This is a genomic window from Paenibacillus sp. J5 (genome assembly GCF_054955055.1).
In genome coordinates, this window is record NZ_JBUEDD010000003.1 from 277477 (window position 1) to 299758 (window position 22282).

General features: G+C 50.2%; 20 protein-coding genes. 15 read left to right on the top strand and 5 right to left on the bottom strand.

The genetic code is table 11. The annotated features are described in order from the left end of the window. Nucleotides 1-6: 6 nt before the first annotated feature. Together ACY1JZ_RS06430 and ACY1JZ_RS06435 are read right to left on the bottom strand one after the other, a co-directional pair. A complete protein-coding gene (locus ACY1JZ_RS06430) occupies nucleotides 7-2397 on the bottom strand; it encodes an excinuclease ABC subunit UvrA (protein ID WP_462628544.1) in 2391 nt (796 codons plus the stop codon). A gap of 97 nt (nucleotides 2398-2494) precedes the next feature. Next, nucleotides 2495-2968, bottom strand: coding sequence for a pentapeptide repeat-containing protein (locus tag ACY1JZ_RS06435; protein ID WP_462628545.1), 474 nt, complete (start codon nucleotides 2966-2968; stop codon nucleotides 2495-2497). A gap of 213 nt (nucleotides 2969-3181) precedes the next feature. Between ACY1JZ_RS06435 and ACY1JZ_RS06440 the strand changes: the two genes are divergently transcribed. From ACY1JZ_RS06440 to ACY1JZ_RS06480, 9 genes are read left to right on the top strand one after another with little or no spacing between them, the layout of a single operon-like run. Further along, nucleotides 3182-3922 carry an SDR family oxidoreductase gene (locus tag ACY1JZ_RS06440; RefSeq protein WP_462628546.1) on the top strand — a complete coding sequence of 247 codons (741 nt, stop codon included), beginning with the start codon at nucleotides 3182-3184 and terminating at the stop codon, nucleotides 3920-3922. After that, nucleotides 3919-4329, top strand: a complete 411-nt coding sequence (locus ACY1JZ_RS06445; protein WP_462628547.1) for a RidA family protein — start codon at nucleotides 3919-3921, stop codon at nucleotides 4327-4329. Before ACY1JZ_RS06440 ends, ACY1JZ_RS06445 begins: the two co-directional genes overlap by 4 nt. Continuing rightward, nucleotides 4326-4577, top strand: a complete 252-nt coding sequence (locus ACY1JZ_RS06450; protein WP_462628548.1) for a hypothetical protein — start codon at nucleotides 4326-4328, stop codon at nucleotides 4575-4577. Before ACY1JZ_RS06445 ends, ACY1JZ_RS06450 begins: the two co-directional genes overlap by 4 nt. A 35-nt stretch (nucleotides 4578-4612) precedes the next feature. Beyond that, on the top strand, nucleotides 4613-6184 hold the full coding sequence (locus ACY1JZ_RS06455; RefSeq protein WP_462628549.1) for a class I adenylate-forming enzyme family protein: 1572 nt from the start codon (nucleotides 4613-4615) through the stop codon (nucleotides 6182-6184). Further along, the gene (locus tag ACY1JZ_RS06460) at nucleotides 6181-7077 is read left to right on the top strand and encodes a hypothetical protein (RefSeq protein WP_462628550.1); all 897 of its coding nucleotides are present in this window, start codon (nucleotides 6181-6183) and stop codon (nucleotides 7075-7077) included. Before ACY1JZ_RS06455 ends, ACY1JZ_RS06460 begins: the two co-directional genes overlap by 4 nt. Nucleotides 7078-7129: 52 nt before the next feature. After that, nucleotides 7130-7933 carry a hypothetical protein gene (locus ACY1JZ_RS06465; RefSeq protein WP_462628551.1) on the top strand — a complete coding sequence of 268 codons (804 nt, stop codon included), beginning with the start codon at nucleotides 7130-7132 and terminating at the stop codon, nucleotides 7931-7933. 27 nt (nucleotides 7934-7960) lie between these two features. Then, nucleotides 7961-8224 carry an acyl carrier protein gene (locus tag ACY1JZ_RS06470; RefSeq protein ID WP_462628552.1) on the top strand — a complete coding sequence of 88 codons (264 nt, stop codon included), beginning with the start codon at nucleotides 7961-7963 and terminating at the stop codon, nucleotides 8222-8224. After that, nucleotides 8224-9165, top strand: a complete 942-nt coding sequence (locus ACY1JZ_RS06475; RefSeq protein WP_462628553.1) for a beta-ketoacyl-[acyl-carrier-protein] synthase family protein — start codon at nucleotides 8224-8226, stop codon at nucleotides 9163-9165. Before ACY1JZ_RS06470 ends, ACY1JZ_RS06475 begins: the two co-directional genes overlap by 1 nt. Further along, the gene (locus ACY1JZ_RS06480) at nucleotides 9158-10402 is read left to right on the top strand and encodes a type III PLP-dependent enzyme domain-containing protein (protein ID WP_462628554.1); all 1245 of its coding nucleotides are present in this window, start codon (nucleotides 9158-9160) and stop codon (nucleotides 10400-10402) included. Before ACY1JZ_RS06475 ends, ACY1JZ_RS06480 begins: the two co-directional genes overlap by 8 nt. Nucleotides 10403-10465: 63 nt before the next feature. On the opposite strand, the gene ACY1JZ_RS06485 is transcribed toward ACY1JZ_RS06480, so the two are convergent. Further along, nucleotides 10466-11464 (bottom strand): hypothetical protein, encoded by a 999-nt coding sequence (locus ACY1JZ_RS06485; protein ID WP_462628555.1) that lies wholly within the window; start codon nucleotides 11462-11464, stop codon nucleotides 10466-10468. After that, nucleotides 11461-12837, bottom strand: coding sequence for a hypothetical protein (locus tag ACY1JZ_RS06490; protein WP_462628556.1), 1377 nt, complete (start codon nucleotides 12835-12837; stop codon nucleotides 11461-11463). The genes ACY1JZ_RS06485 and ACY1JZ_RS06490 overlap by 4 nt, the downstream gene beginning before the upstream one ends. Nucleotides 12838-13013: 176 nt before the next feature. Between ACY1JZ_RS06490 and ACY1JZ_RS06495 the strand changes: the two genes are divergently transcribed. Genes ACY1JZ_RS06495 through ACY1JZ_RS06505 form a run of 3 tightly spaced genes read left to right on the top strand, consistent with a single transcriptional unit; the run spans nucleotide 13014 to nucleotide 17939 of the window. Continuing rightward, complete coding sequence (locus ACY1JZ_RS06495) at nucleotides 13014-14225, top strand: DUF6421 family protein (protein WP_462628557.1); 1212 nt, start codon at nucleotides 13014-13016, stop codon at nucleotides 14223-14225. Further along, nucleotides 14222-15538, top strand: coding sequence for a PLP-dependent aminotransferase family protein (locus tag ACY1JZ_RS06500; protein ID WP_462628558.1), 1317 nt, complete (start codon nucleotides 14222-14224; stop codon nucleotides 15536-15538). Before ACY1JZ_RS06495 ends, ACY1JZ_RS06500 begins: the two co-directional genes overlap by 4 nt. Further along, the gene (locus tag ACY1JZ_RS06505; protein ID WP_462628559.1) at nucleotides 15531-17939 is read left to right on the top strand and encodes a PEP/pyruvate-binding domain-containing protein; all 2409 of its coding nucleotides are present in this window, start codon (nucleotides 15531-15533) and stop codon (nucleotides 17937-17939) included. The genes ACY1JZ_RS06500 and ACY1JZ_RS06505 overlap by 8 nt, the downstream gene beginning before the upstream one ends. A 95-nt stretch (nucleotides 17940-18034) precedes the next feature. Here the strand turns inward: ACY1JZ_RS06505 and ACY1JZ_RS06510 are convergent, their stop codons facing one another. After that, a complete protein-coding gene (locus tag ACY1JZ_RS06510; protein ID WP_462628560.1) occupies nucleotides 18035-19555 on the bottom strand; it encodes an AMP-binding protein in 1521 nt (506 codons plus the stop codon). 130 nt (nucleotides 19556-19685) lie between these two features. Here ACY1JZ_RS06510 and ACY1JZ_RS06515 point away from each other — a divergent pair, with 130 nt between their 5' ends. The 3 genes from ACY1JZ_RS06515 to ACY1JZ_RS06525 all read left to right on the top strand — a co-directional run bounded on the left by ACY1JZ_RS06515 (nucleotide 19686) and on the right by ACY1JZ_RS06525 (nucleotide 22276). After that, nucleotides 19686-19928 carry an acyl carrier protein gene (locus tag ACY1JZ_RS06515; RefSeq protein ID WP_270166466.1) on the top strand — a complete coding sequence of 81 codons (243 nt, stop codon included), beginning with the start codon at nucleotides 19686-19688 and terminating at the stop codon, nucleotides 19926-19928. Nucleotides 19929-20126: 198 nt separating this feature from the next. Further along, the gene (locus tag ACY1JZ_RS06520; protein ID WP_462628561.1) at nucleotides 20127-21029 is read left to right on the top strand and encodes a methyltransferase domain-containing protein; all 903 of its coding nucleotides are present in this window, start codon (nucleotides 20127-20129) and stop codon (nucleotides 21027-21029) included. 35 nt (nucleotides 21030-21064) lie between these two features. Next, nucleotides 21065-22276 (top strand): acyl-CoA dehydrogenase family protein, encoded by a 1212-nt coding sequence (locus ACY1JZ_RS06525; protein WP_462628562.1) that lies wholly within the window; start codon nucleotides 21065-21067, stop codon nucleotides 22274-22276. Nucleotides 22277-22282: the final 6 nt, after the last annotated feature.

The window sequence follows — 22282 nt, forward strand, 5'->3', positions numbered from 1 at the left end:
AACTATTTATATAGGGGATACAGGGTTGCGCAGATACATACCGATGTGTGAGTCAGGATGATCGGCTAATTGTTCGGGCGTCCCCTTCGCAATGACACGCCCCCCCTCAATTCCACCGTGAGGACCCATTTCAATGATCCAGTCGCATTGTGCAAGAACAGCAGCTTTATGTTCGGTAATGACGACAGAGTTGCCTTGTTCAACGAGTTCCTCCAATAGAAGGAGCAGCTTCTCGATGTCGGTAGGACCAAGTCCGGTCGTCGGTTCATCTAGAACGTATAACGTCCCCTTTTTATTCGTTTTACCGAGTTCTCGAGCCAGCTTGATGCGCTGTGCCTCACCACCACTCAGGGTGGGGGCTGGCTGTCCCAATGAGAGGTAACCAAGCCCTACTTTCACGAGCGTTTCAAGCATTTTGGTAATGCTTTTATGGTCGGATAACAAATTCAGCGCTTCTTCTGCTTCGGCATTGAGCACATCGTAAATAGAATAGCCCTTGTAGAGAATCTCCAAAATCTCAGCCTTATAGCGTGTTCCGTTACATTCAGGACAAGTCTGGTTGATCGAACCGAGGGGTCCCAAGTCCAAAGGAATCGTGCCGTCTCCTTTGCAGTGAGGGCATGCCCCCTGCTCTGTATTGAATGAGAAGTGAGACGGCGTATAATCGCGGCTAACCGATTCGGGCAGATTAGCAAATAGCTTACGTAATTTATCCCAGACTGCGACATAGGTTGCCGGCGTTGACATTCGTGTGCGCCCTATGGGCGCCTGATTGACAACAACACATTTTTTCAGGTTTTCCCAGCCACTTAAGCTGCCTAATCCCTGTACTCCGTCAAGTATCTGACCCTCTCGGTAACGAGCATCTTCATCTCCTTCATCCTGGTTCGAATCAAAATAATATTGTAACAGCGGAACCAGTGTGCCAGAAATGAGCGAGCTTTTGCCGCTTCCGGATTTTCCGGCAATGCCGACCAGGATGCCCAAAGGAATATCGACTGTCACCTTTTTTAAATTGTGAAGCGCCGCATCACGAATGGAGAGCATCATTCCAATCGGAGGCTTCCGGGTAAGCTTAGGTGGAAACGCTCTATGGCCGGTCAGGTATGGGCCGATAACAGAACTTGGTGAATCCATTAGCCCATCGGGTGTGCCAGAAAATATAATACTGCCCCCGTGTTTTCCTGCTACCGGACCCAGTTCTACAACATAATCGGCGGCACGTATAACAGAGTCATCATGCTCGACAACGATTACACTGTTTCCGCTACTAGAGAGCACTCTGATCTGTTGAATGATATCTTCTTTCTCGGCCTCATGCAGTCCGGCTGTCGGCTCATCGAAAATATAAAGCAGGGAGTCAAAATCGCTTTGAAGATGCAGCATCAGGAATAATCGTTGCAATTCACCGCCGCTTAATGACGGAATGGAGCGAACCAACGATAAATATGATAATCCGACATGATGCAGTCGATCGCATACGGCAAGCAATGATTGAAGAATAATTTTGCTCTCGGGTTGGATTGAAGCATCTTGGTTCATCCATGCTTGCAATGTAGTACGCATATCACTCACTGTCAGTAACATAAGCCGACCGATATGGGTTCCGTTTATTTCATATTGCTTGGCCTGTTCCGTAATGCGGAATCCATTGCAACGCTTACATTTAATCGGACTGAAAAAGCGTCTTTCGAAAAGAGCTCGAGAAATCGGCGACGTAGCTCGCCGGGCTTCCAGAAAAGGAATTGCTCCTTCAAATACACCAGAAATGCCATGTAAAAAATCGTGTTGATGGCTCGCATCTAACAGGGGATAAGGCGTTGTGCGCCAATCGACGCCGATCGCTTCTTCGAGCCGAGGCAACTGGCGGGTGAGAAGGTCACCGAAATTTTTACAAACTTTCTCTAGTGTCCAGTCTGTCTGCGGCACCAGCTTTCGGATATCCACCTCCATGCGGTAACCAAAGCCGAAACAGTAGGGGCACATCCCTTCAGGTCGGTTGTAAGCGAACATTTCCGGTCTGAGCCTGGAGACATGACCACATGCGTCGCGGCTTTCCAACGCGTATAACCGACACAGCATGTCGATCGACTTTGTTTTCGTCCCGACGCTGCTTCTCGGGTTTGTCTGGCGAATCGTCTGTTGCGCAACAGAGATCGCTGGCGGCAGACCAAGGATATGGTCGAAGGGCTCGTTCTCACGGAGGCTACCACTAGCGCTTAATCCAATCGAATTCAGATAGCGCTTACGACCTTCTTCGAACAATAAATCAAACGCTAGGCTCGATTTGCCGGAACCACTGACCCCTGTAAAAACGACAAATTTCCCTTTCGGAATTTCGAGATTTAGGTTTTTTAAATGATGAATACGGGCACCTCGAATAATAATATGCTCCATAGTTTTCCCTTCGATAATCATCTTATCTGGAAGCTAATTGCTCAGGCTACAGGGCGCCGGTCCTCAGCATGATCCTTATAGGCTGACGACTAATACGTTACTTCTTATTAAGCAAGTCCTCAATTAGGATACCGTTGATTTTCAAACCTTTAATATTGCAATCCTTGATTTCGATGTTCGATAAATCACTTCCCGTCAAGATTGCACCAGCTAGATTGCAATTCTCGAACCGGACAGGGGCGTAGTTTTGTTCCGGATCGTAGTTGGAGTCGCCTTCCACTGGTAGAACGATATTGCGGAAAGCCGAGCCGAACAAGTGAATATGGTCTATAGTGACCCCGGTCATATTTGCGTTCTGAATAGTCGTGCCGGAGAGATTGACATTACTAATGTTCGCACCGCCGATATTTGCATCGTTAATAACCGTTCCAGACATGTTAGCATTATTAATTTTGGTTTCTGCCAAACTAACATTATCAAAATGAAGCTGTTCTGCCTTCACTTCCTGGAATTTAGACCTCGATATATCTGTTTTTTCCAAATCCATAATGGAGGTTTTCCAATCTGACATTGCGCTCTCTCCTTTAACATAGATAGTTTTACTGAGGAGCAATGATTATGTGCTTCAATGATGTAATTTACACCCTCATAACCTACATAATTCAACAAAAACCATTCAATTCCTGCTTGGATGCTTTAGAAATTTGAGAAAGGGAAGCAGAGCGATAAGTAATTTCGATATGAGATGATAATGGTACCAGACGTCGATGAATGGGGGAACTCTATGCCGAAGATAAATCGTCTTAATGCATTGGTGACGGGGGCCTCGGGTGGAATCGGACAGGCGGTCGTCATGGCACTGCTGTCGAATGGCTACAACGTTCATGCTCATGTCAGAAAAGAGATGGACAAGACGATGCTTGCCAATATGGCAAAAGAGGAAAAGCTACAGGTTCATGTCTGCGATTTAAGCGATACAGAGGCTGTACGGCATTGGATCGGGAACGAATTACAAGCGGTTTCTATTGATTTGCTCATTAATAATGCCGCGCTTGCATTTAGGCTGCCTTTCGGTGAGGTCTCAGTCGATCAATGGGAACAACTCTTTAAGGTGAACGTAACGGCTTCGTTTATGCTGTCTCAATGGGCTTTTCGTTCGATGCGGGCGAAAGGAACAGGAGGATTGATCGTCCAGATGGGGTCTTTAGCTTCGATCCCTATGCAGGAGAAGTTTCCGGGCTTCTCTGCCTACACGGCTTCAAAATACGCATGTGCAGGGCTGGCTGAGAACATCGCCAGCGAAGGGATGCCGTATGGTATACGTTCAGTCTGTCTGTCGCCTGGTATGGTAAATACCAAGATGCTGCGGGAGATGCATCCTGGAGCTACGGAGTGGATGGAACCTGAGGAGGTCGCCATGTTTCTCGTGAGCCTGGCAAAGGATTATTCTTACATGCTGAACGGGATGAATCTCCCGGTGTATAAAACGGGAGCATATCAGACGGAATCAGGAGGGGAATCATGAGCGATAACAAATCCTATTCGTGGTCTCCATACGAAAGGGAGATTGGATTTTCCAGAGCGATACGAAGAGGCCGGCATTTTTTTGTCGCCGGTACGGCATCAATCGGCAGAGACGGACATACGGTAAGCCCGGACGATGTTGCGGGACAAACCAGACAATGTATGCAGATTATCGGCAGTGCCTTAGCCGATCTGGGCTTGTCCTTTAGGGACATCACGCGCACACGTATTTTGTTGACAGATATAGAGGATTGGAAACAGGTTTGCGACATCCATAGACAGATGTTGGGCGAGATACAGCCTGTGTGCACCGTGATGGAAGTCAGCCGGTTTATTAGGCCAGAGTGGAAAGTAGAAATTGAGGCCGAAGGTATTATCTTATGCGAAGAAGAAGAGGTGGAAATATGACGGAGGAACATATATTAACGGCAATCCAGGAATCTGTTCTATCGGTCATAGGTGGCTCAGACGCTGAAACGAGGATTGATTGGCTCGACCCTCTCCTGTTCGAGAACCTGGCAATCGATTCGACGGCGATGATTGAATTTCTGATGCTGCTTGAGCAGAAGCTGGCTATATCGTTCCGCTTAGAGGAAATGTCTCCTGAGGATTTTGTAAACGTCAGCACATTGACCCAGATGTTGCTGCGCATGTGATACGGCTCAGTAATCGCAGCAATCGAGGTGAGAGTATGAACAATGTCGCAAGTTGGCTTGCGGAGGCATGTTCAACCTGGCAGGAGAGAGAAGCGCTTGTTACAGAACAACAACGGTTGACCTATGGTCAGTTGGATGCCCAAGCCAGGCGGTTCGCCAACCAATGCAGCAATTGGGGAATACGCAGTGGAGAACGTATCGCGATATATGGTCCCAATAGCGCGGAGGCTGTCATTGCAATATTGGGTTCATTAAAGAGAGGGGCCGTATTTCTGTGTATCCATCCGGATACCCCCTGGGTCAAGGCAGCGGAAATTATTCACGATGCTCAGGCTTCTATGGTCGTCTCTTCTGTCACGTATCCTTCGTGGCTGCATATTCGATCTGTCCGACTTGTACTATATACGGGGGACGGCTCTCAAGGCAATGATGAGGCAGTGGATAAGGGAACGCCTAGACCGGCAATGTCTTTCGGTACGTGGCTCTCTGCGGGAGAGCCGGAAGATCGGACCTATACGCAGACAGGAGAGTTGGCCGCGCTGATCTACACCTCCGGTAGCACGGGGAAGCCGAAAGGGGTCATGAGCTCCCACGCGAATATCCGGTTTACAACGGATGCCATTAACCATTTTCTGGTTCATCGTCCAGAGGATAGGGTATTGAGTTATCTACCTCTTTCATTCGATTATGGACTCTATCAGCTTTTTCTGACCTTATCCAGAGGGGCTAGCTTGCATTTGCGAAATGGTGGCCGGTATATCGCTATGGATGTTCGAAAGCAGTTGATGAATGTGGGTATAACGGGTTTTCCGGGTCTTCGAGCTTTATTTGCAGGGATAACGGAGTTCAATGATGCCATCTATGAGAACATCCGTTATTTGACGAATACGGGAGATTTTTTGCCAGATGCGACCATTGGGCGTCTAATCGATCGTTTTCCGAATGCAGAGTTGTTTCTGATGTACGGGGTGACAGAGTGCAAGAGAGTTTCTTATCTTCCGCCATCCTTAGTTGCCTCGCATAGGAATTCGACGGGAGTTCCACTGAATGGGACAGAAGCCGTCGTTATGGATGAGAATGGGGAAGAATGCCCGCCGGATGCTGCCGGGGAGCTTGTTGTATGGGGCGAGCATGTCTGTATGGGATATTGGATGGATGAGAGAAGGACACAGGAGGTCTTCTTGAACCGGAACGGCATTCGCGGACTTCGGACAGGAGATCTATTCTGTAAAGACTCCGATGGTTTTCTCTATTTTCTAGGTCGCAAGGACAGCATGTTCAAGTCGCGCGGCTTCCGAATCGATCCTCTGGAGATTGAGAACACATTATCGGCGCATCTTAATGAAATCATCGAGGTTGTGGCTGTTGGCATACCCGACCGGCATGCGGGTCATAAGATCGGCGTTTACATGGTGCTGAGAGAGGGAACAGACGAAGCGGCCTGTATTCAACGCGCAAGATCGGTCGCGAAGGATAGGCTGGAGTTATGGAAGCAACCTGAGCGGTTCCTGATCGGGAGGGATATGCTGCTTACAACCAGCGGCAAGATTGACAGACGGAGCGTTGCGAAACTAATTTGTGAGCAAGAGGAGATTCTCCCGCTATGATTGTGAACAAAGTGGCAATCACAATACCGAAGAGTGAAATGGCGATCAGCCGATTTGTTGAAGCGGGTATTATGACTGCGGAGCAATACGATCGGATCGCGGGAACGCATGGAGAGATGGTTCGCTATGACCCGTCTATTAGCGGTCTTGATCTGATTCTCGCTTCCATGGATAAGCTAATGGAAGATTCCACGGTCAACAGAGCTCGCATAACCTACATCGTTATTTGTTACGGCGATGTCTTTGTGCCCCACACCTACACGCTCAATCAATTAATGACAAACCGTTACCAGTTAGATCATACTCAGGTGTTCGCGGTCAGGGAGTTATACTGCTCCACTTCTATCATGGGGCTTAAAATCTGCAAGGATTTGCTGGCAGCCGGGAATGATGGGGATCAAATTGTATTAATTGTTGCGGAAAGAAGCCCCACGGTTCAGCAGCGATTCGATGACTACTTTGTAACCGGCGACTCCGCTATTGCGGTTCTATTAAGCAAAGCTGGCGAAGGAGACACCATTGCAGCCGTCCTGCACGAGACGACGATGGATATTAATACACCTTATGGTGACTATTTTACATCGATCAACTTAACGAAACTGCTTCACCGAACAACGAAAGCAGCCGGTGTCTCTGTAAGCGACCTAAAAAAAATCGTGACGAGCAATGCCAATTCCGGGGTGTGGTCAGCGGTCGCCAAAACGGCAAAGTTACCCCTCGAGCTATTCTTCAAAGAGAGAAACAATCGCCACGGACCTTTGGAGATGACGGATGCATTCATTAATTATACAGCTTTCATTCGCGCAGAGTATATTGCGAAGGGGGAGTACTTTGCATTGTTAACCTTAGGTTTATATGGAGGGATTGGTTGTGCTGTTTGCCGGAGAAGTTGAATTGTACATGAGTGTCCCGTCTTGTTATTGGGATCGAGAGAGGCATTTGCCGATGGTTCGATCTATTTCCATGTCTCATATTCACAAGGAGATAGAGAAGGCCAATCATATCATACGCTCTTCCGTGCCATCGGATTTTAGGCATCGGCCTTTTTTTGAGAGAGAACCCTACGAATATACGCAAGAGCTCTATAAGAAACAGACAGAAAAACTTGAAAGTCCGTCGTATGTCATCAATTGCTACGATACCTATCCGTCTTCAAAAGTAAGCACGGCGTTGCATAACAAAAAAGCACTTGGTTTCCGTGACGCCACGGTCTTTTCTTTATGCGATCAAGGAGTAGTCTGCCCGATTCTCGCTATTGAATTAGCTTCTCTCTATCGCTGCAATACAATTGTCATATGCATGGAGGAGCTGTACGGAATGTCGGAGAGCTGGGATGAGGGGCGCGGTTATCCAAAAAGTGAGGCCGCTGCGCTGTTCCAGCTATCGCCAGATTCGGGGAAATGGAAGGTGGAAGGGTTCCTTCGCCAATTGCAAACTCAGCCTGCCTCTTATGTCCAGATCGCAGATCGCTCCATCCAGTTGATGCAGGATATGCTGGCTCAGGCGGGTGTAAAGCCCGAACAAACGCTGGTCGTGCCCCAGAGACTGAGCATTCATTATGAGGAGAGGATTGGAGCAGCCCTACCCCATATTTATACTCATAGCAGCCAAGAAAACCTCCTGACTGCCGACCCGTTCTATTCGTTGGAAGATATAAATGAAAGAGGTATAGGGAAGGATTGGCCTTATATCCTGTTAAATTTTGCCGACCACAAGGCTGTGGGTTGTCTGTTACTGTCGGCAGCGTAAAAGGTGAACAAACAAGGAGGTTGACACATGGAAAGAGAGCAAATCATGGAGCTGATCAGAGAAAAGCTGTGTATCGTAATCGATAAGTCGTCCGACCAAGTGGAATGGGATGACTCGGCACCATTAGCTGACCATTATGAGATGGATTCCTTCAAGATGATTGAGCTACTGTTGGCTTTGGAGTCAGAAACTTCTTTTGATATGACGACTGTATTGCCTGAGCACTTGACGAGTATGGCAGAACTTGCAGCGTTTATATACGAAGCTCAAATCGGTAGGAAGCTCCCCTGATGAGACGCATTCGGCAGACTTATTACGTCTTACCTGAAGCAAGACTCGAAGCCAGCGAATTGGCTAGGCAATCTGCCATTTATCCAGATATTGCAGCCTTTTATGAGAAGCGCATGAATGAATGGTATTACGACGCTTCGCCGGATTCGGGGATAGGGCTCATGAAAAAAGCGATAGTCGGCCTGCAACAGAAATGCTCCTTCGACCCCGCGAAAGTCAAATATGTGATACTAGCTTATCACGTATCTTGCTTTCCTAGCGAGGTTGATCTATTCGGGGAAATCAGGGAGTACTTTAGTTTTCATCAGGCGAACGGTTTTTCCGTGAGGGATGTCTATTGTACGGCTTCCCTCATGTCTTTGGGAATCGTGCAGGTACTGTCCCGGGAGTCGCGCAACAAGGATGACTTGGCGATCATTGTTTCGGTAGGCAGGTATCTCTTACCGTTCTCAAGAATCGAGAACGATTTTTTCTCGGGCGACGGCGCGGGGGCATTCTTACTATCTAACATAGAGGGCGATCCAATACTATCTGTTCGAAATAGTATGGATACCCGTGTTCTTCCGAATCAAACCTCGGATCCCTGGGATATATCCTATCTTGTCTCCATGAAAAAGGTGATTGACCATGTACTGAGGGAATCGGGCAGCAGCATCGGGGAAATCAAGCTTATTATCGTGAATCGTACTCCATCCAATGTGTGGGGGTTTCTGGCCAAGCTTCTCCGGGTTTCCGAGCAGCTATTTTATAGCGGGGAGGACGAAGTTGGCCACCAGTTCGTCAATGATATCGTTGTGAATTATGTATCGGCAAATCGCAAGGGGCTTCTGAAGCCAAACGATAAATACATTCTTTTATGTCTGGGTTCGAAAGGCATCGCCGGTTGTGCGGTATGCATGAAGTCGACAGACATGCATAGGGGGGAGGAGTACAATGGATAACAACATGCTCATCCGGGATCTGGTCAGTAAATACGATACCCCCCTGTTTGTATACGATCTGACTGTCGTGCACGAGCGGATTCGGGATCTGGTCTCCCACTTACACGCTGCCATTCAACTCTTTTATTCGTTGAAAGCGAATCCGAATGCGACGCTTGTGCATGAGATACATAAGAGCGGCGTGCAGCTTGAAGTGTGTTCTCCATACGAATATCGGACAGCCATTAGGTGCGGGGCCAAGCCCGGGGAGATGATGTATTTGGGTCCAGGCAAGCGCACTGAGGATATAGTGGAAGCACTGGATGGGGGAGTCGGGTATTTTATCGTGGAATCACTTGACGAGCTTGATGTCGTGAATGAATGGTCAGCAGCTACGGGGAAGCAGGTGGGCATAGGCTTGCGTGTAAATCCGAGCCAAACGATTCAGGGATCGAAGCTGAAGATGGGCGGAATCTCCAGGCAGTTCGGTATAGATGAAGACGTACTAGACAAGGCAGTTGAACGAGCGCAGTGTACTGGGAGAGTACACATATACGGGCTGCATGTCTATTACGGAACACGGATACTGGATGCAGACGTGATTATAAGCAACACAGAGAGCGTGCTCGACATAGCGGGTCGCTTCATGCGTAAGTACGGGATCAGACTGCAATACCTCGGAATCGGAGGAGGAATGGGTGTCCCATACTTTGCAGCCGAGCAGAAGCTGGACAGCCGGAAGCTGGTTGCTGGCATCAATGAACGAGTATCCCGTTTTATCGCGTCGTTCGGGCCGATCAAATTTATGATGGAATCAGGCCGCTTCTTGGTTGCAGAGGCAGGAGAGTATATTGCTAAAGTGGTGAGTACGAAGACGTCCAAAGGCGCGCATTACGTGATTCTGGACGGAGGGACGCATCATTTTGCTGCAGGAGGGGGAGCGGGCAGTCTTCTGAAAAAAAATTTCCCGATTGATGCCGTAGTTGAAGAGCGGCGTGAATTAGCGCTTCAAATGCTGGCAGGACCGTTATGTACACCTGAAGACTTACTGGGGAGACAGGTCGAGATGCCACGACTTCAGAAGGGAGACCTTGTTCGTATTCGCAGAGCAGGCGCTTATGGTTTGACCGCTAGTCCGGTTCTATTCTTGAGCCATCGATTGCCTCGGGAAGTTATGGTATGGGGCGGCCAATATACATTAGTCCGGGACCATGACGAATATCTCTTCCCCCAAGTCAGGCCAATCTCCCGTCCATAGCCGTATAAAATACGACTCCTCGCATCGCGGGAGTCGTATTTTATACGGCCAACGGCTGGCCTGCTATGGAATGGATCGGTGAATGCAGCGTAGGGAATCGGCAATTCGCCATTCAGTCTCCTCCAAATCCTGCAGGAGAGTCTGTAAGGAGGCGAGCTGCTCTTGCAGAGGTTGTGTCCCCATCTGAGCGACAAGCACCTTTAGAATGATTTTACGCATTAATTCGGCGGATATAGCAAGCTGATTAAGGAAACCGCCTGGAAACCATCGGCCGAATGTTCTCTCGTGCAGTCGGAAGAAGTGCAAGACTCCTTCTCGCGGATAGCGATAATACTGATTCAATCGGATGCTGAGCCGCCGATTTTGCAAAGATCCGGGGATGCTGTACAGCGCCAGTAAGTCTGGCAGTTCTTCTTTTAACAGGGAGATCGCGCGAACGCCTCCCGGGTAAGGGACGTCTGACAGATAAATTCCATCCAGATAATATTCAATCTTTCTTTTGAGCACCTGCTTCCATTGATTCCGGAAGTCGTGTTCTTCTGTCGCTGAGCGGACGAGAGGAATCAACATTGTCAAGCTTCCACATCCCTCGACCTTATCTGATGAAGCGGCCTCATCGATCGTTTGAGTATCCACTAGTCCGGAAAAACCGTAGTGGTTGTCTACGACTTGATAATGCCCATGTTCAATGCCGATAATATTCAAAATATGCAGCTCATGTTCCAGCAAATACGCCGGATAGCTGAGCCCCAAATGATAAATATCCAAGGTTAGCAGCAGAGGCGAACTGGTGTGCTTTATCGTCTCGCAGTTATAGGGCAGCTCCTGGAGTTGAATGGCCTCAAATATCCAGCGTATCGTCTCGTCGTCTTCGTTCTCAATAAAATCGGCCAGTTCTCCTCCTGTATATGTATATACGCAGCCGAAATTAACGAAAGCCAGCGCGTATTCGCTTATGTCGTGAAACTGCAGCGAGGTTAGCCAGTTGTTCCAGTAGCAGTTGGGCCCGAGCTTCATTTCTACATTGCTGGAACGTGTGTATTGTCCTATATTTAGATTCATCTCACCATCCCTCCTTGATAATGCCAATTACGGGCTGCAGCATTAGCCAGAGCTATCGGCCGCACGGTGTGCGGCATCACCTGTTCGAAGGGATCCACCAGCCCGCTCTGCATGGAACAGAACGGATCATAAGGGCTGTGAAGCCCGTCCCAGCCTTCCATGTACCCACAGTTGGCCCACCCGATGATAAATGGAAGTGTGAACAGCTGACGAAGATATTCGCTATAGGCAACGCCGACCTGCTCTTGCGAGCGGAGAAGCGTTCCGCGCGAAAAAATCTGGTTAGGAGAGAGAGAGGCGAAGGATGAATCCCCCATCAAGACAGGCTTCCCTGTCATCTGATAGACCAGCTTCAGATCATCAACCTGATCCTCAAAGCGGGAAAAGCATTCATAGAAGATGACATCAACGTATTTGCCGACGATCTGCACAATATGGTGTGAGAGCGGCAGATTCCCGTTCAGTTTATCGCCAAGAATGAGGTGGTGTGGATCCACCTGGCGAATCTCGCGACAGTGAAGAGAGTAATAAGCATCATAGATGCATTCCAGCATGGCGTAGCTGTCCTGCCGGGCTTGATCGGAGTGAAGCGGCTCGGGCCATTCGGTTAGGTTGGAGATCGCCTCCCAATCCGGGCACGATACGTCATATACACCTTCGACAGATGATGGGCTGGTATAACGCTGGCGAAGCAGGCGCACCCATGCTTGCTTTCCTTGCGAATGGGAAGGGAGGCTCATATATCTTCTAACGCAAGGATGGATAGGGGGATCGTCCAGCAACTGCTGGTTTTTCTCCGACAGTTTGTGGGCGAATAGGCGGTGCGAGCGGTGATGCAGACAATCGGCAGAAGGCGGGAATTTCGACCCTCCTAGCGAGAGTGCCGGCATATCCATAAACCCGTACCCAATGAGATTCTTCCTATGCTTATTGGCGTTACAGACGCGCTGAACAGCGTCTCTCACTTGCCTGGCATAGGTCTCCGAGAATACGTCAGGAAAATTATGGAAGTCAATTTGCTCGGGTAGAACGCGGATTTGCGCGATGAAATACAATGAGTCGCTGATCGCAGAATAGGGGATACAGGTATGATAACCAAATGTATTAAAGCCCCATTTCGACATATTGGTCTGTACGTTTTGAACCCATTGTTTAAACGCCTTACTCCTCGTTTGAACATTACCGTTCTCGTCGATAAGGTCGTCGCCATAGACGCGAAGCGAACGTTCCTTGTTGTATGGCCCGAGTAGAAAATAAGGGTCTACGTGGTTGATACCCGTGCTTAGAAAAACGTCTTTCACCGGGTCGGATAACCACCAGCTTCCTTGCTGAAATACAACGGTTATTGAGGAACCTGCAAGGTCGTCGTTCATTCGATAGCCTCCGTCCGTTCTTCTAGGTTTCTACTATTATTATCCCGCGGCAGCAAGATACAGGCTCTGATAATTTTGTTAGCAATGCGGCGCGGATGGGGAAAGTTCCCCCGAGCATCATGTCATGGGTTGGTTTATGTTAATGATGAACGAATCTATTGGAGGGTGGGTTATACATGCCGCTGGTTTATGTGAACAAGGACTTATCGGTTCTGCCATGGTTTGATGCAGCCAAACGAATCGTTGAGACATGCAATGCGTTAAGAAAGCTGCAGCAGGAGGACGGTTCAGCAGCCTTCGGGGATACATCGGCCATCGATTTGGCCCAACGCTTGCTGGAGGAGGTAGGCGGACTGTGCACGGTCTTCGATGCCGAATATATCGAGGCGCTGAAGGATGACCTTGAGGAGTGGTTGATCCATGATTTGGGCCGTCCGGATTTTTCTAAGTCCTTTCGGAGCTTCACACCGGAGGGCAATCAGCAGTTCAATTTCTTCTTATTCCCGATCTATGACCTGACATATCGCACGAAACGCGTATATTTAGAAGCTTGCTTCGTGTATCGGAATGAAAATGAGGAAATCGGCCGTCTTCGTCCGATGTATCCGTTAGCTGTGTTCCAAGGAGCGGAATTGCTGCTTGCTACTGATGGATTAACAGAGAATAATATATTCACCTTATTTCCTGAGAATATTGCTGTGCCGGCGATAGCAGATCAAAAGAAGTTTGCTTATTTCTTTATCAGCAATTACTTGAACATTTTCAACACGTATACAAAACCGATCGGCACAGCGCTGCTGCATACCAATTTCCACGTTCTGCACGCGACAGACGATGAGGTGTATGATGCGAGATGCGCATTCTCATATACACATGACCATTATCATTATACGGGCAAATTGCCGTTCAACGAATTTTATAAGAATAAAACGACACTGCTGGGCAGCTTTTTTGAAGAAACACGTGTCGAGGCGCTGACCTATACCGAATTGATCCGCCAAAATAATACACAGTGTACAATGGCATCGGAGCTGGTCCTGCTGGAACGGTTATTCCGGTATTGTTACACGAATGAACCGCAGGAGAGCTTTGATACGTTAACGAACTATTTCTTCCTGCATTATTTGCTCAAAGGCAAGGCGCTGAAGCTGACGAATATGAAGTTTACCTTTGATTTGCCGCGGGTTCGTCAGTGCTTCGAGCAGTTGTCTGCCGAGATGGATGAAGTGGAAACCCGGATGCTGTGCTCATCGGAAGCATCATTCGAGGCCATTATTATCGAGTGGTCCAGACCGTATCTGGAGTTTGGTGCCGATCATAAGGGAGTCCGAACGTTATTTGCGGAGTGGCTCAAGCAACAAGGGGCATCCTGGGTGGATCAACCTTGAGAGCACTCCAATTAATCGAAACGCTGATTCAGCACGAAGAGCAGCAACGTCAGGAGATTCACCTTGTTCCGAGTGAGAATGCAGCTACGATGGTTAGCAGGCTGCCTCTGCTGATGGATATGTATAACCGCTATTTTTTTAATGAGCAGCAAGATGCCTCGGCCTGGAATTTTAACGGTGCGCGAAACGTTGCCGATCTGGAGACGAAGCTGACCATCCCGCTGCTAAAGGAGCTTTCCGGTGCCAGGTATGTCAATGTGAGACCCGTATCTGGACTGCAGGCCATGCTTATGGTGTTCATGGCCGTAGGCGGGGGGGCGGGCGCTCATATTCTGACCGTCTCTCCGCACGATGGGGGGCATTATGCGACGAAGGGACTTGCAGCAGAGTTGGGGCTTCATGCGCATGGGATTGCCGTATCGAATCTCGACGAGCTGGATATGACCGAGATAGAGCGGCAATTAGAACGGTGGCCGATCCGCCTGATCTACCTGGATCAATCCAATGGATTGTTCCCATTCCCGGTCGCCCCGCTGGCTGAGCTTGTCCGTCGACGTGACCCTTCCATTCATATGCATGTCGATACGAGTCATTGGCTGGGACTGATTCTGGGAGGAGCTATCCCGAATCCGCTTGCGGAGGGGGCGGATTCATTCGGCGGTTCCACGCACAAGACGTTTCCCGGCCCGCAGAAGGCGCTGATCTGCACGAATGAATCAACCGTTGCGCTGCGGTTGAAGCTGAAGCAGCATGATCTCATCAGCAGTCATCACTTCGGCGCTACTGCCAGTCTGGGCATTGCCTTAATGGAGTTCAAGGAGCACGGCGCCGCATACAGTCGGTCGATCCTGCGCAACGCCAGGCGCATGGCGGTCTGCCTGGACCACTACGGATACGTAGTGATTGGCAAAGAGCTTGGCTACACAGGAGGCCATCAAGTATGGGTCAATCCCGAAGCGCAGGGGCTGGGTTCCTATGAAGCAAGCGAAAGATTGTACCGGGTCGGTATTCATGTCAATGTCGTGTCCCCCTTGCCCTCATGCGAAGGACCCGTTATTCGCCTCGGGCTCAACGAGTTTTCCCGGTTGGGGGCGGAAGAGTCGCATACAGCCGCTCTGGCGGATATTATGCACCGTGCTATGATGCAGACGGATTCGGAAGCAGCGCTGAGAAAGGAGGTTCGAAGCCTTCGCCAATGTCTTCCAGACCATTATGGACTTGAGCTTGGAAGCGATGAGATTCGGAAGAAATACGATGACCTGCTCAGATTAGTGCTGACCGGCTTACAGGGAGGGAGGAAGGAATGTGACTGAGTCAACAGGGGACACAGCATTCGTCGTCCCACTTGGACGCATCTCGGAGGACGAGGCTCTTCAGGTAGGTATGAAAGCGTTCCGGCTGGGCAGCTTGCTTCGATCAGGCTTTCCGGTGCCGGACGGATACGTGATCAAGGAGGAGGCCTGCCAGGATCGGGAAGGGCTGCTCTCTTCCATCCGCAACATGTTTGGGGGACAGATCGATCATCAATCCGTTGCGGTCCGATCATCGGCTAGTAACGAGGATTCATCTGCAAGGTCATTCGCTGGCATGTATCAGACCCTGCTCCGTGTACGCGGCGCTGAGGCTGTTCTGGAGGCTGTCGAATCCTGCTTGTCATCTGCTAGGCGGGTAGCTCATTCGAATGCGTATGGACTGGCTGCTGTGGGCAGAAACGCCATCATCGTGCAGACAATGATTCATGCACAAGCGGCGGGCGTCGCTTTTACCCGAAACCCGGTGACACGGGCTGAGGAAACGGTTATTAACGCGGGCGCCGGGATCGGCGAGCACACGGTAGACGGTTCTGTGACGCCGGAGTCGTGGGTCGTTTCTCATTCGGGAGAAGTACGCCAGAAATCCGGGCCAGGGATAATAGACCATGCCATCGCAGGAGCAGTTGCATCGCTTGCCAAGCAAGTGGAAAGCTATTTCGGAGAGCCGCAGGATATTGAGTGGGCCTGGCTGGATGGGAAGCTGTATCTGCTGCAGGCAAGACCGATTACCCGCAGAGCACATGCAGATGAGTCTGGCGTTCTTGAAGCCGGATGGATGAGAGACCCGCTACACTATCCATACCCCCTATGTCCTGCGTTCCGTTGGGATCTGCAGCATCTGGAGAAGGCCTGCACCATCATTTTCGAAGAGAACGGTATTCTGCTGGAGACGATACAGGCGCGCGAGGTCGGCGGCTGGCCTTACTTCAAGGAGCTTCACCTGCAGGGTGATCATCAAGAACAGGGACACTCTGCGGCATATGACGGGTTTTGGCAACGTCTTACAAAAAGCCTGCGAGTCGTCCGGACAGATAAACTAGAGCAGGATACACTGCGGTGGCGCCAGGAATGGCGGCCGAGATGGGCTGGGGATATTGCCCGTTACCGGGGCACAGCCTTGGAGGGCTTGTCAGATTCAGAGCTGGAGGAGCACCTCGGGCAGATGAAGCAGTTTCTGCTGGACTCGAAGGTGATGCATCTGCGGATGAACTATCCGTTCGCAGTGGCTGTCGGGGAGTTTGTGTTGGCCTGCCGGGAATGGTTCGGGTGGTCGGATCAGAAGTGTCTGGCCATGCTTCAGGGCACTTCCTCGACTTCCAGCGACCCGGCCAGAGAATTAGCGAAGCTGGCGAAGCTCGCACAGAGCAGGGATAAGGTGGCTGGCTTGCTGCTTCATCTAACGCCGCATACATTGGAGACCCTGAAGACAGAGGATGCCGTCTTTTACGATGCGCTGGAACGGTACCGAGGCAGCTATGGGTGCAGAGCTTTGCGCTACGAGGTGATGGATAAGACAGTAGCAGAGCTGCCGGAGCTGCTTCTGCGGCTTGTACGCAATCAAATGCTTCAGCAGGCTGGAAGCCAGCATGCAACGGGTGAGAATGTGCTTGAGGAAGCGAGGACTCTATTGCGGAACGAGAGTCCAGAGGAGAGAGAGCGCTTTGAGAGACTGCTCGAGCGTGCCCTGGAGCGGTACGGGCTGCGCGAGGAGAACGGCTACTACACGGTGGGTGCCCCGCTCGCTCTGATGAGATACGCGCTGCTTGAGGCGGGTCGCAGGCTTTGCTCCCGCCATCAACTGGATGAGGCTTCTTCCGTATTCTTGCTGGAGCTGGATGAAATCCTGCAAGGGTTACGCTTCCCAGATGCTGACTATCGGACTGCTGTGGTAATGAGAGAACGGGAGAGAGAGAGTGCGCTAAGGCGTGGTCCGCTTCCGTCCGTCCCGGAGCCTGTTCATGGCGGTCCCGTCGAGGTTGAGATTCCGCAAGAAGTCAGACGATACTATGACAGTATTCATTGGTTCGTCAGCCGTGATGAGGGGGATGCCGGGAATGCGGGTCCGTTGATGGAGGAACAGGCATCGACGATCGCTGCGGGCGTTCCGGCTTGTGCTGGTGTGTATACTGGCACTGCACGGATTGTATATTCGGAGGCGGATTTCGTGAAGATCAACGAAGGAGACATCCTCGTATGTACGACGGTGCCTCCCGGATGGGCTGTATTATTCTCCACGATCGGCGCTCTTGTAACGGATATAGGCGGCGTCTTGTCCCATGCGGCTATCATTGCCAGGGAGTTCAACATTCCCTCCGTCATGGCGACTGGCAACGGGACGCAGGCGATTAAGGATGGTCAGCGGATTACGGTCCATGGATTAACCGGCAAAGTGAGCATGTAGCGCCTGAAAGAGAACCTCTATCTCCGTCGAAAGTCGGATTTAGAGGTTCTTTTTCAGCACAATTGGGCTTGTGTGGTCGGTCTTACGTCCATCCGTTACTCGAGGCGCTGCTTGAGTGTCTCATAATCGATCTTACCCGTCGTCGTCTTGGGCAGGGGAAGCACATGCAACTCGTAACTGCGCGGAACAGCATAAGACGGCAGGTTGTCGGAACAGTGCTTGCGGAGCAGCGGGATTGCAATGTCGGCTCCGTATATCGCGGCGGATAATTGTAGCCTGTTATTTCTCGTCGTTGCGATGACTGCGACCTCACTAACTTGCGGAAGTTGTTTGATGATCGATTCGACCATGCTGAGGTAGACGCGTTGGCCGTTGATTTTAACCATATTATCCCTTCGACTCACATAATAGTAAACCCCGTCTATACATCTCATTAGATCTTTGGTAGGGAAGAATGCCCCTGGATGTCCTGGAACCGTAATGAAGGTGGAGGTCTCGTGCAGCCTGTGGCCGTAATAGCCAAGCATCATGGTGGGTGAACTGACGTACAATTCTCCGACCGAGCCATCGGGACAAGGCATGAACGATTCATCCAGGAGCAGCGTGTTTGCATAGGGCACAGGAATACCCAACGGGAGCTCGGCGAAGCCCGAGGTGTCCCCGGGAATAGGGAATGCCAGTATATCATTGCATTCTGTATTGCCGTATAAGTTGTAAAATTGGGCATTCGCAAAATGATACTGGGCTGATCGAACTTCATTAACCGACGCCTTCTCACCCGAGAGAAAAACCGACCGGACATTCATTAACTGCTCGTCCTGCCGCAAGAGCAGCAGCAACAGGCGAAGGGCAGACGGCACCAGAAACAGCGAGGTCGTTCGCTCCTCCTCAATAATGGTTTTCAGATGCTTGGGATTCCAGCGATGACGGGGATGGATGAACTGACAGCAAGCTCCGAAGGACAGGGGGAGGAAGAGGGAGAACAGGCTCATATCGGAATGGAAGGCCGCATGGCATAAGAAGCGGTCACTGCTGCTGAACGTATAGCTCTTACCGCCATACCGTGTATAGGCTACAATATTCTGCTGTGAGAGCATCACTCCTTTGGGTAGGCCTGTAGAGCCGGATGTGAAGTAGATAAAGGCCGGGTCGCTGTCTGCTGGATGGTCGTAGCTGCTGTTCAGTGCGGTTTGCCGGGCTTCTGCCGCCTCCTGGACGGTTTCTTCATCATCGAATATCTGTTGGTTGGGGCGAAGATGCGGTCTCAGGAAAGGAAGCATGGTTCTGGATACGAAGAAGGCATGGGGAGCCACCACGTCAAAAACACGGTAATACCGTTCATCCTCCATATTCAAGGGAAGACAGATTGCCCCCAGCTTCAAACAAGCCCAATAAGCAATAATCGTATGGAGCGGATGATCGCAATAGAAGCCGATATAGTGTCCCTTGGTGATTCCGTTACGGTAAAAGTAGTCAGCCATTCGATCAGAAAGAAGCTGCAATTGTCCATAGGTAAGGTGCTGGCGTGTACGGGCATCTGCCCTAAAGGTAAAGGCTACACGATCTCGGTAGCGGTTGCTCAGTTCTTCACCTAATGTATGAATGGTCATCGTCATCAGTTATCTGCCTCCTGCAATGTAAAATAAAGTTAACAACGAATGTTGAATAAACAAGCAATAAACGCCATGAACGTTAGATACAATCCGTTTAAGATGAAGTTGTTTCCAAGTGTAGAGGAGGAGAAGGATGCTTACACCGCAGATGATAAAAACAATGATGATTAGGGAGCGGTTGCTTAACGAGGGACAGCAGGTGCATGAAGAGGACGATCTTGTTCGCAATGGCATGATCGATTCGATCGGAATAATTAAGTTAGTACTGGCCGTTGAGCAAGCCTATGGCCTGAAGGTAGAGGTTGAAGATATTTTGAAGGATGACTTTAGGACGGTAGGCGCGATCGTCGATTATTTCAATCGGTTCGTCAAGTGACCCTGGCTGATTCTATTATGAAAGCTGTCAACCATTCGGGACTCGGCTAAAATGAGGTGAATTCAAGGGAAGCCGAGTTATGATCGGAATTGTCTTCTATACTGTCACTAATAAAGTCGTATCTTTGGAGGGGGTAATCCAGTGGAAGTAAGATGGCCTGAGCACATTGCACTGCATTGTTTAACTTGCAGGGCGATAATGGATTATACGCAAGACAGCGGAGGCTGCTCTGCATGCGGACAGCGTTACCGTATGCTGGACGGAGCTCCCGTTATGCTAATGGAATCGGATGAACAACCAGATGAAGCGAGCCGATCGGATGCCGAGGACAAGAGGCAGGCTGTCAGGGAGATGTTTACAACGATTAGCAGTTCGCTGGAAGAACAGGGCGTTTCTCGCTTCTCAACCTTTATCAATTTCGGCTATGAGCCTCTGGACGGAGAAGAAGAGGGTGAGGAAGAAGAATCGATGGGGCTGAACGATAGCTCGGTTCGCTTACTGCAAGAGGTGCTCAGAGGCTTCAAGCTTGATGGACAATCGATTCTGGAAGTCGGCTGCGGCCGGGGAGGTAATATCAATTATGTATGCCGAAGCAGTGAACCGGGCATTATCGTCGGCCTGGATTTGACCGAGGCGAACATTTCGTTTTGTCAGAGGAACAATCGGTATGATCAGGCTTTCTTCTGCGTAGGGGACGCCGAGCAGCTACCTTTCCCTGGGGAATCGTTCGATACGGTTCTGAACGTAGAGTCGTCTCATTTGTATCCTGATATCGTAGCATTCTACCATGAAGTGTACCGGGTGCTGAGACCTGGAGGAGCCTTTCTCTATGCGGATGCGCTGGATGTGCCTGTATACCAATCGTGCAAGGAACAATTGGATCGGATTGGTTTTGCGGTGGTAACTGAACGCGACATTACAGCGAATGTGCTTCGTTCCTGCCAGACGTCCCTCAACAATCGCTTTAAGGCGCTGAACCGAGGCTTTAAGGGGGAGGAAGCGCTCATTATGGATTGGCTTGCCGCGCCCGGCACCAAAAAATACAATGATATGTTTGAAGGCAACCGGGCATTTCATATCGTGCAGTTGATTAAAAAGTAACCCGCAAATCAAGGAGTCAGGAAAGGAAGGCCTGCATGGTTCTATCGAGCCCTTCGGGGAAGCTTAGCAATGAAACGAAGGAAATAGTCGCCGAATTAACCCGTCTATTCAAGGAAAGGGCTTCTTATAATGATGCGAATGACCAATTCCCGGAGGAGAATATTCGGCAGCTTGCCGCGCATCATCTGCATGTCGCTCCGTTGGACGAGCGATACGGCGGCTTGGGGGCAGGCTTCGTAGAGATCAGTTGGTTAATTGCTCAATTTGCCAGAGGCTGCCCTTCTACGGCGCTCTGTATCGCGATGCATTATTACACGCTGGCTGCGCTGAAGGATCGGCTGCCGCCAGCAATCAGCGAGGCTGTGCTTAGGGATGTGCAGCATAACAGCGAATTTTTCTCGTCGTTCAACTTGGCAAACGTAACCACCTTCCATCCCGGATTTGACTACCGGGACAGTGTAAGCGTTAAGATCGATAAGGTGGACGGTGGATACTTGATTAACGGCTTCAAGAAGTTCGTGTCGGCTGCCGAGAGGTTCAAATATTTGCCTGTCCTGGGGAGCCAGCAAGGTGATCAGATCGGCTTCTACGGCCTGACAGCACTTCTCCTGCGTAAAAATGATCAAGGTGTATCGGTGAAAAAAACATGGAATTTGAGCGGGATGCGGGCGACATTGAGTCACGATGTCCACTTTCAGGACGCATGGGTACCCGAGGAGCGGCTGATTGGGCGGGAGGGATATGGTCTGGAGGATACCTCTAATGAATATTACTGGTCTCGTCTGGCGATTACTTCGGTCTATCTGGGTGTCGCTCAAGCTGCAGTGGATCATGTCGAAGAAGTGATCCGCTCCAAGAAGGATTGGATTTCGAAACGACCAGTGGCCACGATGCCCGGAGCGCAGTATGGTTTTGCCGAGCTGAAAATCAAGCTGGAGACGGCAAGAAGCCAGTTGCTGACCTACGCGGCCCAAGCGAACGAGGAGCAGCAAAGTGGCAAGTTCACCAGCGATCTGTACCAGAAGGCGTTAATCACAAAATATTACTTGTCTAACATCGTGAACGAGATTGTGTGGGACGCGATGCAGATGGAAGGCATCCAGTCCCTGGATCGAGGCAGCACGCTGGAACGGCTCTTCCGCGATGCCAGGGCTGCGACATTTCATTATCCGTCGAATGATTTATTGAAAGAAATGTTGGCCAAAACATCGCTCGGGATCATTTCCGTCCATAGTAGATGGGGGTAGGAACAG